The sequence below is a fragment of the Roseibium sp. genome, from assembly GCF_025698965.1.
GTDB lineage: Bacteria > Pseudomonadota > Alphaproteobacteria > Rhizobiales > Stappiaceae > Roseibium.
In genome coordinates this window covers 1-11,491 of sequence record NZ_JAILWL010000186.1, presented here as the reverse complement: position 1 = coordinate 11,491, position 11,491 = coordinate 1, and the positions used below count along the sequence as shown (strand labels likewise).

Annotated in this window: 12 protein-coding genes; 3 read left to right on the top strand and 9 right to left on the bottom strand. The window is 56.9% G+C overall.

The annotated features are described in order from the left end of the window. Positions 1-220: 220 nt before the first annotated feature. The gene (locus K5905_RS16010; protein ID WP_297585676.1) at positions 221-775 is read right to left on the bottom strand and encodes a BA14K family protein; all 555 of its coding nucleotides are present in this window, start codon (positions 773-775) and stop codon (positions 221-223) included. A gap of 205 nt (positions 776-980) precedes the next feature. Here K5905_RS16010 and K5905_RS16005 point away from each other — a divergent pair, with 205 nt between their 5' ends. Then, the gene (locus tag K5905_RS16005) at positions 981-2,789 is read left to right on the top strand and encodes an ABC-F family ATP-binding cassette domain-containing protein (RefSeq protein WP_297585675.1); all 1,809 of its coding nucleotides are present in this window, start codon (positions 981-983) and stop codon (positions 2,787-2,789) included. A 12-nt stretch (positions 2,790-2,801) separates the two neighbouring features. Here the strand turns inward: K5905_RS16005 and K5905_RS16000 are convergent, their stop codons facing one another. The 4 genes from K5905_RS16000 to K5905_RS15985 all read right to left on the bottom strand — a co-directional run bounded on the left by K5905_RS16000 (position 2,802) and on the right by K5905_RS15985 (position 5,793). Beyond that, positions 2,802-3,374 (bottom strand): GNAT family N-acetyltransferase, encoded by a 573-nt coding sequence (locus K5905_RS16000; RefSeq protein ID WP_297585674.1) that lies wholly within the window; start codon positions 3,372-3,374, stop codon positions 2,802-2,804. After that, positions 3,371-3,928, bottom strand: coding sequence for a helix-turn-helix domain-containing protein (locus K5905_RS15995; RefSeq protein WP_297585673.1), 558 nt, complete (start codon positions 3,926-3,928; stop codon positions 3,371-3,373). Before K5905_RS15995 ends, K5905_RS16000 begins: the two co-directional genes overlap by 4 nt. Positions 3,929-4,008: 80 nt before the next feature. After that, positions 4,009-5,271 (bottom strand): beta-ketoacyl-ACP synthase II, encoded by a 1,263-nt coding sequence (gene fabF, locus K5905_RS15990; protein WP_297585672.1) that lies wholly within the window; start codon positions 5,269-5,271, stop codon positions 4,009-4,011. Between the two features lie 102 nt (positions 5,272-5,373). Next, the gene (locus tag K5905_RS15985) at positions 5,374-5,793 is read right to left on the bottom strand and encodes a MarR family winged helix-turn-helix transcriptional regulator (RefSeq protein WP_297585671.1); all 420 of its coding nucleotides are present in this window, start codon (positions 5,791-5,793) and stop codon (positions 5,374-5,376) included. A gap of 142 nt (positions 5,794-5,935) precedes the next feature. Here K5905_RS15985 and K5905_RS15980 point away from each other — a divergent pair, with 142 nt between their 5' ends. Together K5905_RS15980 and K5905_RS15975 are read left to right on the top strand one after the other, a co-directional pair. Further along, entirely contained in the window at positions 5,936-6,499 is a 564-nt protein-coding gene (locus K5905_RS15980) for an HdeD family acid-resistance protein (protein ID WP_297585670.1), read from the top strand. A 279-nt stretch (positions 6,500-6,778) separates the two neighbouring features. Continuing rightward, complete coding sequence (locus K5905_RS15975) at positions 6,779-7,897, top strand: TauD/TfdA family dioxygenase (protein WP_297585669.1); 1,119 nt, start codon at positions 6,779-6,781, stop codon at positions 7,895-7,897. Positions 7,898-8,164: 267 nt separating this feature from the next. Here the strand turns inward: K5905_RS15975 and K5905_RS15970 are convergent, their stop codons facing one another. The 4 genes from K5905_RS15970 to K5905_RS15955 all read right to left on the bottom strand — a co-directional run. Next, the gene (locus K5905_RS15970; protein WP_297585667.1) at positions 8,165-8,863 is read right to left on the bottom strand and encodes a pseudouridine synthase; all 699 of its coding nucleotides are present in this window, start codon (positions 8,861-8,863) and stop codon (positions 8,165-8,167) included. Position 8,864: 1 nt separating this feature from the next. Further along, complete coding sequence (locus K5905_RS15965) at positions 8,865-9,908, bottom strand: class I SAM-dependent methyltransferase (RefSeq protein WP_297585665.1); 1,044 nt, start codon at positions 9,906-9,908, stop codon at positions 8,865-8,867. 60 nt (positions 9,909-9,968) lie between these two features. Further along, positions 9,969-10,547: a GDYXXLXY domain-containing protein gene (locus tag K5905_RS15960; protein ID WP_297585664.1), complete on the bottom strand. Its 579-nt coding sequence runs from the start codon at positions 10,545-10,547 to the stop codon at positions 9,969-9,971. Next, the coding region (locus K5905_RS15955) for a DUF2157 domain-containing protein (RefSeq protein ID WP_297585662.1) at positions 10,544-11,491 on the bottom strand (948 nt) is incomplete at its 5' end. The genes K5905_RS15955 and K5905_RS15960, both read right to left, overlap by 4 nt.

The window sequence follows — 11,491 nt, the reverse complement described above, 5'->3', positions numbered from 1 at the left end:
CGCTCTCCCATCGTGGGTTATAGTTGAAGCAAATGGAACGATGGCGCACAAGATTCCACGCTCTTTGCGCGCAATCAAGCTTCTCCCAACGACACATTTCGACCTTTGCTGCAAAAAGGCGATGTTTTTGCAATATTACTACATATTGAGGAAAATTATTCCGCCAATTTAAAGGGTCGTCAAATATTCTAGTGCCGGTGCGAGAAATTATATTTCAAAGCTAGCGGCAAAATCGATACTTTCCGCTATAGGCCAGATAAGTGCCCGTATTCGGATTAAACGATTTGAACTTATGGGAGCAGTAAGCCACCCATTGCCGCGTGAACGGAGCCAGTCCGTTTTTCGTGTATGGCACGCGCTGAGGTTGCCCGACATATCTGGGCGGCGCTACATACCGACGAGGTGCAACATAGCGCGGCGGTGCGACATAGACACGCGACCGCTTGGGATACGCACAAGACCGATATGGATAGGCGCGCCTATCGTAAGGGTTGCAATAGTAAGGTGGTCCGTAGGGACGGAAGGGGGGTCCGGCAAACCCGAGTGGCGCATACCCGTAGTAAAATCCGCCTCGGTATCCGCGATAGCCTCCAGTGCCGAATGAAAAACCGACGCCACTGCCGCCGAAATAGATGCCATCGGCGCGCGCAGTTCCAGCACCAGTCAGGGTCGCAACGCTTGCCGTTGCCACGGTAAGCAGCGCCGCCAAAGCACATGACTTTGTGATTTTCCGAAGCTTGCTATCTCCGGAGCGACCCTTGATCAAATCAAACATACTGCCGTCTCCTGCCGTCCCAACCGGGCGGCGCCAGGTGATTGGCCCTGTCCACTGCTTTTGATCATATCTCAAAACACCCGGAAAATCTCGCAGTGTCCGATCAATTATGCGCGGTCGCAGCTTTCATCGTGCTTGCACGGTCCCCTGCCGACCAGTAAACCGGGCGCCGATCCAACGTTTTGACGATAACGAAAAGGCCCCAATGGCACCGCCTCTGCTGACACTTCGCGACATTCATCTGACCTTTGGCGGCACTCCGCTTTTGACCGGTGCTGAGCTGTCGGTTTCGGAAGGCGATCGTCTTTGCCTCGTCGGACGCAACGGCTCGGGAAAATCCACACTTCTCAAAATTGCCGCAGGCCAGATTGAAATGGACAAGGGAGAGCGGTTCTTTCAACCGGGTCGTACCGTGCGATACCTGCCGCAGGACCCGGACCTGTCGCGCTATACCTCCACACTTGAATATGTGAATGAAGGCCTGACTGAAGGCGATGATCCTTATCGGGGTGCCTATTTGCTGGAGGTGCTCGGCCTGAGCGGCAATGAAAGTCCGAGCGAGCTCTCCGGTGGTGAAGCCCGCCGTGCGGCGCTGGCACGCACGCTTGCCCCGGAGCCGGATATCCTCCTTCTGGACGAGCCGACCAACCATCTCGATCTTCCCGCTATCGAATGGCTGGAAGAAGAACTCAAGAGCTTGAAATCGGCTCTCATCCTGATCTCGCACGACCGCCGCTTCCTTGAAAACCTCTCGCGCGCCACCATCTGGATCGATCGGGGTGTTTCGCGGCGCATGGACAAGGGATTTGCCCACTTCGAAGCCTGGCGCGACGAAGTCTTCGAGCAGGAGGAAGTCGACCAGCAGAAGCTCGCCCAGAAGATCAAGCGCGAAGAACACTGGATGACATATGGCGTCACCGCGCGCCGCAAACGCAACATGCGCCGCGTGCGCGAATTGGCTGAACTCAGGAAACAGAAGCGCGAACACCGCGGCCCGCAAGGTACCGCCAAACTGAGCGCCACAGAGGCTGAAGCGTCCGGCAAGCTGGTGATCGAAGCCAAAAACATCTCGAAGACCTATGGCGCGCGCGCCATCGTCAAGGACTTCTCGACGCGCATCCAGCGCGGGGACCGTATCGGATTTGTCGGGCCGAATGGCGCCGGCAAGACGACGTTGCTCAAAATGTTGACAGGCGAACTGACACCCGACACCGGTTCGACCCGGCTCGGCACCAATCTGGAAATGGTGACGCTGGACCAGAAGCGCGAGAATCTCGATCTCAATGACAGCCTGTCATCCACCTTGACGGGCGGACGTGGTGATATGGTCGTCATCGGCTCGGAAACCAAGCACGTCATGTCCTACATGAAGGACTTCCTGTTCTCGCCCGAACAGGCACGGACACCGGTCGGTGCCCTGTCGGGCGGCGAGCGTGCGCGTGCCATGCTTGCCCGCGCGCTGGCGAACAAATCCAACATGATGGTGCTCGACGAACCGACCAACGATCTTGACCTTGAAACGCTGGACCTCCTGCAGGAATTGCTTGCCGACTATCCGGGAACAGCGCTGATCGTTTCCCACGACCGTGACTTTCTCGACCGGGTGGCAACCTCTGTCATCGTTTCGGAAGGCGAAGGTCTTTGGCGCGAATACGCAGGCGGTTACACCGATATGCTGGCCCAGCGCGGCGAAGGCGTCACCGCACGCAAGGCTGAAAAGGCAGCACCGGTCAAAAAAGAAAAAACATCCTCGAACGGCACGATCTCAAAACAACCGCAAAAGTCCAAGCTGACCTTCACACAGCAGCATCTGCTGAAGACACTGCCGGACACGATCGAGCAACTTGAAGCACGGCTCGAGAAACTTCAAAGCGAGATGAACAACCCGGAGCTTTACGCCAAAAATCCGGACAAATTTGCCGAGATCTCCCAGCAAATCACCGAACTGACGACGGAAAAGGATGCCGCGGAAGAACAGTGGCTGGAGCTGGAAATGCTGAACGAGGCAGGTTGACCTACCCTTCCTTCACCTCAGGTCCTTGTAAAACACCGTCGTTGCATCCAGCGATCCGTGGCTGCCATAGGCGTAATTCGGGATGACGCCGACCTTCCGGAAGCCGCAGGTCGGGTAGAGATTTTCGGCCCGATCGCCGGTGACCGTATCGAGGACGAGCAGCCAACGGTCCAAAGACAGGGCCAGGCCGTCGATGGCGGTCATCAGCTTGCGGGCAATTCCCTTGCGGCGGTGGTTCGGATGCACCATCAGTTTGGCGACTTCCGCGCGGTGCAGACCATTGTTCTGGGGTGCCAGAGCCAGCATGACGACACCTGCAATTTCGTCTCCCTCCCGTGCGACCATCAAAAAAGCGTCCCGCGTTTGGAGTTCCGGCAATCGGCTTTCCCAAAAGGCTTCGGCTTTTTCAATGGAAAGCGGCAGGATGAAGCCAATGCCCGCGCCATCTTCCACACAGGCGAGCAGAAGTTCTCCCAGTTGGTTGAGCGATGAGCGAACATCTTCCGGTGACAGCAGGAAAACCGGTGCCTTGGGCTGGAAGCCACAAGCAGCCGAGTTCGATGGATTGGAGTTTGAAGGCGTCATGGTGTGATCACCGTCAGAAGGTAGCGCGCAGGCGCTTTGCCTGAGGCGTGATAGCTGTTGGGAGCGTTGAGGCGAAAGCGCAGAGCGTCGCCGGCTTCCAGATTGAAAACATCCGGGCCAAGCGTGCAGCGCAGCTTGCCATCCAGGAGCACCAGGTGGTGCTCCAGATCCGGAACTGGTGGCGCGTCATAGGAAATTGTTTCACCGGCCGGCAGCATGCCTTCGATCACCGTTCCACGGTAGCCACTGGCCGCTGGGGTAAGCGAGCGCCGTCGAAATCCGGTTTCCGGATCAAGCCAGACGGGTTGCGCATTCTTGGAAACATGCCGTTCGGCACTTTCCGAGACAGCACCAAAGAGTTCGGCCATGGACACGCCAAAAGCGGAGGCCAATTTGCCAAGGACCAATGCCGTCGGGCTGGTGTCTCCGCGCTCGATGCGTGACAGTGTTGCCCGGCTGATGCCGGTTTTTTCCGCCAGATCTTCCAGAGGCCAGTTTTTGGCCCGGCGCAACTCGATAAGCCGCCGGGCAAGGTGCTGTTCAACGTTTGACATTGCAATTTCCCATTAATGAGATTTTTCTCATAAATGGGAAATAGTGATCTTACAAGTACCCTGGTCCGAATTGGCTACAATCAAACCCTGGAGAAAACAGCGCTGGCGTTGACGCCGCCGAAACCGAAACCATTGGTCAGGATATGATTGACCTCGCGGGCAATCGCCTTTCCGGAGACCATTTCGAACCTGGTCATCCCTTCATCGGCGGCCTCGAGATTACGGGAAGGCGGCAACTGGCCGCTCATCAATGCCTTCACGCACGCAATCGCTTCAACGGCTCCAGCCGCCCCTAGCAAATGCCCGAACATCGATTTCGACGAGGAGACCGCAAGGTCCTTGCCACGACCCTCGAACAATGTGGTCAATCCGGCGACCTCAGCCGCGTCTCCGACGGGTGTCGAGGTGGAATGGGCATTCACATAACCGATATCCGCCGGACTGAGGTTAGAAGTCGCCAGAGCCTGACGCATGGCACGCAAGCCGCCCTCACCGTCCGGAGACGATGCGGTGACATGGAAGGCGTCCGCGCTCGTGCCGTAGCCGCTCAATTCAGCCAGAATGTTGGCACCGCGTGCCTTGGCATGTTCAAGATCTTCCAGAACCAGAATGCCCGCACCTTCCCCCATGATGAAGCCGTCCCTGTCCTGGTCGAACGGCCGGGATGCATGCGCGGGATCGTCGTTGCGTTTTGAAGACATAGCCTTGGCTGCGCAAAATCCCGCATAGGAAACTTTGTCGATGCAGGCCTCCGCCCCACCGGCGACCATCACGTCGGCTTCGCCCGAACGGATCAGGCGCGCGGCATCCCCCAGGGCCTGAAGACTGGCGGCGCAAGCGGTGACCGGCGCCCCCAACGGCCCTTTCAAACCATGACGGATGGAGACTTGCCCGGCTGCCAGGTTGGCCAGAAACGACGGCACCAGGAAAGGCGACGCACGGCGCGGGCCCTTCTCGTCCACCAGGCGTGTTCCGGCAGTCATTGCGGGAAATCCACCGACACCAGTACCGATGATCGTACCTGTCCGTTCCTTTTCCCTGTCTGTCTTCGGTTCGAAGCCGGCATGGGCAAGTGCTTCCTGAACCGCGCCCATGGCAAAGTGAATGAACCGGTCTGAACGACGCTGTTCGCGCGGTTCCATTACCGCGTCAACGTCAAACCCATGTTCATCTTCGGCTTTGGAGGGAACCTCTCCGGCGATCTGGCAAGCAAGGCCGTCGGGGTCGAACAGGCTGATCTTGCGGATACCGTTTGCCCCTGCCGTGATCCGCTTCCAAAACGCATCCAGACCGGTTCCTACCGGTGATACAACACCCATACCGGTGACTACTACTCGCCGCATTTTCCACCTCGCTTCGTTGACGTCTGATCGTGCCCTCAAGGCACGTAATGATTGTTCACGCAGTTTTCCAGGCACTTCAGAAACTGATTCAAAGAGCCCAGACTAAAGTTCGGATAATTTCTTCAAGGATCTGATTGTTTTGAAGAAATCATCATTTCCCAACAACGCCTTGACTTCGCTCTGCGCCTTGCGCCAAAGCGGCAACGCCTCCTGAAGCAAGTCCTCGCCGCGCTCTGTCACGCGGTAACACTTTGCCTTGCCTTCCCTGACAGGTGCCGATTTCAACAGTCCATCACGCTCCAAAAGTGCGACGTTGCGCACCAGTGTGGTGCGGTCCATGGACAACCTGTCCGCCAGCTGGCCGGTGGTTTCGTCGCGCGCCTGCCGGACCGCTACAAGCACGGAAAACTGTCCGGCGGTCATACCGACCTGCCGGGCCAGGCCGTTGTAATACCGGCTGACCGCCCGCGCTGCCTTGCGGGAATTGTCCAGGACACAAAGTGAGAAATCATCTTCCTCCATGCGCCACATGTGTGCATATACACACCAAAAGTCAAGCCGAAGTGCTCAAACGGCTTATTCACTAGTAATGTCATCAGGAATTTGCGTTTTCCTGCAAAGAGGTTACCGTTGCTCACAGCAACCGGAACGTGAGGAGATTCAAATGTCAGATGCGGTTCAGGCTGTGGAAGATATGAAAGCTAAGATCCAGGATAATTGGGGTTGGTTCCTGGCTCTGGGAATAGCGCTTGTCATTGGTGGAATAATTCTGATTGCAGCACCTCTGGCGACTTCTATCGCCGTCACAATCCTGATTGCCGCCGTCCTTTTCATTGGCGGCCTGGTTCAGATCTACAACGCGTTCAAGACACAGGGAACATCGAGTTTTCTGTGGAATCTGATCACCGGCATCATCGCGGTTATCGGCGGTATCGTGATTTACCTTAACCCGCTTGCCGGTACTTTTGCGTTGACACTTGTCATCGCGGCCATTTTCGCGGCGCAGGGCATCAGCCAGATTTTGCTGGCTTTCAAGTTGCGCCCTCATGAGGGTTGGGTCTGGGTTCTGATTGCCGGCATCGTTTCGCTGGCCGCCGGCATCATGATCTGGATGGACCTTCCTGGATCCGCCACCTGGGCACTGGGCCTGATCGCGGGAATTTCGGTGTTGATCAACGGCTGGAGCTACATTGCAATCGCGCTTGCGGCACGTGCCGGGAAGAGCTGAGTCAAGCTCATAAAACCAGCGGTATGAATTGAAATTCACCACCCGGCAAAATCGCTCTTGCCGGGTGTTTTATTTGATGCAATTACTTCAGCGAAGTTAAACAGAAGGCCACGCCTTCAAACAGGTTTCAATTTGGATGTTCGCGATCCTCGGGCGCAACCCCGGAAATCCGCATAACAAAGCCTATTGGTGGTGGCCTCCGCCCACCTGCCGTTGATGCGTGCGTTGCTAAAGGCGACGCCGAACCTGATTGCTTACAAAAATTCAACGGATCAATACATGACAACCGCATCTTTGCGCGGCGGTGACCGCGTGCTTCATGTCGCCTGGCCGGACGGGACCAGCGCAGACTTCCCCTTCCTGTGGCTTCGGGACAATTGCCCCAGCGGCTTTCACCCACAGACCCGGGAACGCCAGTTCGATCTCACCAGCATTCCACTGGAACTTTCGGTGACCAATGCTGCTCTCGAAAACGGTAACATTGTTCTGACCTGGGACGATGGCGACCACATCAGCCGCTACGACCCGGAATGGCTCTATGATCACCGCCCCGGGTTTGGCCTTTCAGATCCCGCTGGTGTTGAGCCAGTGCTGTGGCGCGGCGACCTTCCTCCCAATGATCTGCCGCGTGCGTCGGCTCTGGACTTGATGTCGAGTGACGATGCCTTGCTGGCATTTCTTGTCGAAAGTAAAAAGACCGGCCTTTCCATCGTCGACGGCATGGTCGATGACAAAAATGCCGGCATGGCGATAGCGCAACGTATCGGCTTTCTGCGGGAAACCAATTTCGGCACCACTTTCGAGGTGATGTCAAAGCCCAATCCGAACAATCTCGCCTACACATCCCATGCCCTGCCGTTGCATACGGATCTTGCTAACCAGGAACTGCCTCCCGGCTTTCAGTTCCTGCATTGCCTGGCCAACGAAGCCGAGGGTGGCGGCTCGACTTTCTGCGACGGTTTCGCAATTGCCGCTGATCTGAAAACCACAGACCCGGATGCATTCAGGTTGCTTGCCGAAACACCCGTTCCATTCCGCTTTCACGACGACGACTATGATATCCGCCGCCATCACATGGTGATTGATCTTGATGCTTTCGGCAATTTGCACGAACTGCATTTCAACGCCCATCTGGCCGGGATCTTTGACCTGCCCGCCGACAGGATGGAAGCCTATTACCGTGCCTACCGGAAAATCATGCAGATGACCCGGTCGGAAAAATACGTGATGACGACGCGCCTGGAGGGTGGTGAGATGGTGATTTTCGACAACCGCCGCGTCCTGCATGGTCGGGCCGCCTTCGATCCGAACACCGGCTTCCGGCATCTGCGCGGTTGCTACGTGGATCGTGGCGAATTCGACAGCCGCATTCGCGTCCTCAGCCGATCAAAAGGCTGACGTCTCGCGCTTGTGAACGATCACTGACACCCGGCCTTGTGCCGGGTGTTTTTTCGCGTGTTCAAACCTTCATTGTCATCCCGTCTGCGGTGGAGCGGAGAGCAGGAATCCAGTAGATGCGAAAGCTCGCGGCTCAAGCCACAGAAGGGGAACCGGAAACAAAGAGCGAAGACACTGGTGCTCTGGACCAGCGACAGAGGGTACTGTATCCCGGGTCTCCCGCTGGTTGCCCGGGATGACAATGAAGCGAGTTTGGAGAAGATTGCCCTATTCGAAGATCTTCGCCTTTTCCGCATCCGACAGAATTTTCCATTCGCCTTCCGCGACGCTTTCCAGACCCAGTGACCCGATGCGGCTGCGACTAAGTTCAGCAACGTGATTGCCGGTCGCGGCGAACATGCGACGGACCTGGTGATATCGGCCTTCATGCAGTGTCAGGCGGGCATGGGTTTCGTCGAAGACTTCCAGTTCTGCAGGTTTCAACGGTTTGTCTTCATTCTCGAGCATCATGTCACCGGAGGCGAAAATGGTCGCTTCATCGCCCTTGAGCGGGCGATCCAACGTGATGTCATAGATTTTCGGCACGTTCGATTTCGGCGAAATCACTTTGTGAAGAAACGTACCGTCATCGGTAAAAAGGAGAGCGCCGGACGTCTCCTTGTCCAACCGCCCTATGGAAGACAGCACCGGTTTGCGCATTCGAAACCGGTCCGGCAGCAGATCATAGACGAGGCGTCCCTGATCCTTGGTGGAACACGTGTAGCCAACTGGCTTGTTCAACAGGATGACAACACCATGGGCAGGATCGAGAGGCTCGTCGTCAAACAGGATGTCTTCATGCGCCGATTTGCTGTCAGCCTTCAGGCGATTGCCGTCCTTGTCTGTCACCCATCCGTTGCGGATTGCCGTCTGAATTTCCTTTCGGCTGCCATATCCCAGATTGGCGATGAGTTTCACCAGGCGCATGTCAGCGTCCTCCCCTGGCCTTGACGGCCTTGATCACCTTGTAACCACCTTCATCGGCAAGCTGGGTAACGTTTGCGAAAACCTGTGACAGGGTCTGCTCGTAAGGCAGATGCCGGTTAGCGACCAGAAAGAACTCGCCACCGGGCTTCAGGCCAGCACTGGCCGCACGGATAAATCCCTGCCCGACATCGGCCCGATCCGCCTTGCCTGCCTGATGAAACGGCGGGTTGGAGATGATGAAGTCGTAAGGGCCTTCAATGCCTTTGGTGACATCCGACCAGATGCCGTTCATCACCTTCTTTCCCTTGAAGCCGGAAAGGTTCTGCTCGGCAAGGTCCAGTGCCCGCTTCTCTGCCTCATAGAGGTCCATCGCGGTCACGTCAGATGCCTTTTCGAAAACTGCGCGAGAAAGGTAACCGAAACCAGCACCAAGATCGGCACCGCGCCCCTTCAACGTTTCAGGCAGGCGTTCCGCAAGCAATTTCGAAGCCGGATCGATACGGTCCCAGGCGAAGATCCCCGGACGGCTCACATATGACCCGCCGAGAACCGGCCTTGGAACATCAAGCGCCTGCCAGTCGCCAAGTTGGCGCTCGTTCGTCTCACCAGGTTGGACCGTTCGCCAAACAACGCGGCACTTGTTCTTGGTCATTTTCTCCACTGAGCCAAGCAACGTCGCCAGGTCGCTTTCAAGTGTTTTGGCACCCTCCGTATTGGGGGCACAGGCCAGCACAAAGCCTCCCGGCTTCACCTTGGACACCGCCATTGCAAGCTGGGCACGAGCTTCCTGCCGCTGGCGCGTGGGAAGAACCAGAACCGCATCGAAGGCGTCATCCGCCGTATCCGCCTCGACCGTGAACCCTGCTTTCACCAGGGCGTCGCGATCCGGCGCAAAACTCTGTACGCACAAGACCCGGTGCTTGTTCAAAACGCCCAGCGCCCGTCCTGCACGCGCTCGCAAGAACAGAATTCTCGCATTTTCGGCAAGCTCAACAGCCTCTGTTTCGAGAGGCAGCAACAGGGTGTCGAGCGCTGGATCAGACATGGCAGGCCTTTTGAAAGGAAAGTGAGAGTTGAGCGCTCATACCTTCAGTTCAGGTCTTCGTCAAAAGGTGCCGTCGGACTTGAACACTTTTCCATCGACAAGAAGCGTAAGCGGCAGGGATTGTCCCTCTTCATCGATGGCAACCTCCAGCATGACCCGGCTCGTATCCAGATCTTCGATAAATCGCCCCTCTCCTTCCGGCAGGAAAAAAGCATCGATGCCATAGTCGACCTGGACGAAGTCACCGGTAATCCGGTTTACAGTTCCTTCAATTGCCAGACGACCTGCGTCCTTTCGATCTCTCGCAACGACGACCGGTTTGGCCGGCCCCTTGCCTTCGGACCGCAGACCAACAAATATCCTTTCACCGATCTCGGCGGAATCAGTTCCGGGAACATCCGTTGATATCCGTGCGATTGCGAGATTGATGATCACATAGTCACCGCGCAGAAGATCCCTCGGATCGACCGGGACAAGTTCCATCGGCACGACCGTCCCGCTCATCTGAACCTGAAGCCGATCCGCAAGCGGAATGGCAATCAGCGCAAGCTGGATCAAGGCCAGGAGGCCCCAGCGAAGGTAGGATCTACTTGCCTTGATGTCTGAAGTGGGCGGCAATGTATCAGCCGATAAGCTCATCCCTGCCCCTCCTTGGCCAGTGTTGACGTATCAGGGCTGCGCCTGCCGGAACTGAACAGCCGAGCCAGCCAGAGCGCCATGGCAAGCAACAGCACACCCGCAACAAGGAAGAAAAGGGATTGTCCGAGAAGAGACCCGATCGTCTCTTCCAGAAGCCACAAAGCAACGGCGGTCAACCCCAGATAAGCGCACAGCATCCAGAAGCGGTTGTTGAACCAGGTTCCCAGAACACAAAGGCTGATGAGCGCAGCAAGACTGAGGGCAGCGACAACGAGCACGCTAACGGTCACAATCGGTGACAGGATTGCCAGCAGCACAAGTCCAATCGCGGCAAACAGCGCTTGCGATTTGGCAGTCTTGAATGACAGCAACAACCCTGCAATCAAAAGAAGAATGGCGCTTCCGAGCGGCACCAAAGCAGGATATTGCAGCAGTCCGCTCGCGGATGGATTGTCAGAAATTTCCGGCAGCAGAACAAGGCCGAGCACGACCAGCACGCAGACGATCAGCATGCCTGCGTCCTGCATCGATCGGGTCATCAGCCAACGGCCATGGCTGCGTGCCGGTAAGTCACTCGACCATTTGACGAATAAGTCCGCAACGGGGTCGATCAGGATCATCACAGCTGCCAGACCTCCAGCACCTGCAAGGACCATCGCCATGATGACATCGTCTCCCGCTGTAAGGAGTTCAGCAGTTTCTCCGAACCACCTGCCATAAGTCACCCAGAGCAGGCAGATTGCCACCCAACGGGACAGCCGCGCAGGGTAAACCAATGAGTGGGTGAATACGGCTGCAAGAAGCGCAAGTCCGATAACGCCCTCCAGCAATCCACCCGCTCCCAACTCAGAACGCGTGATCTGCCAGGTAATTGCAGCGGCGGCAGCGACCACCAGTGACGTCTTGGAGCCTGTCAGCCAGGCGGCAGCAAGCGCGCCGAGGCA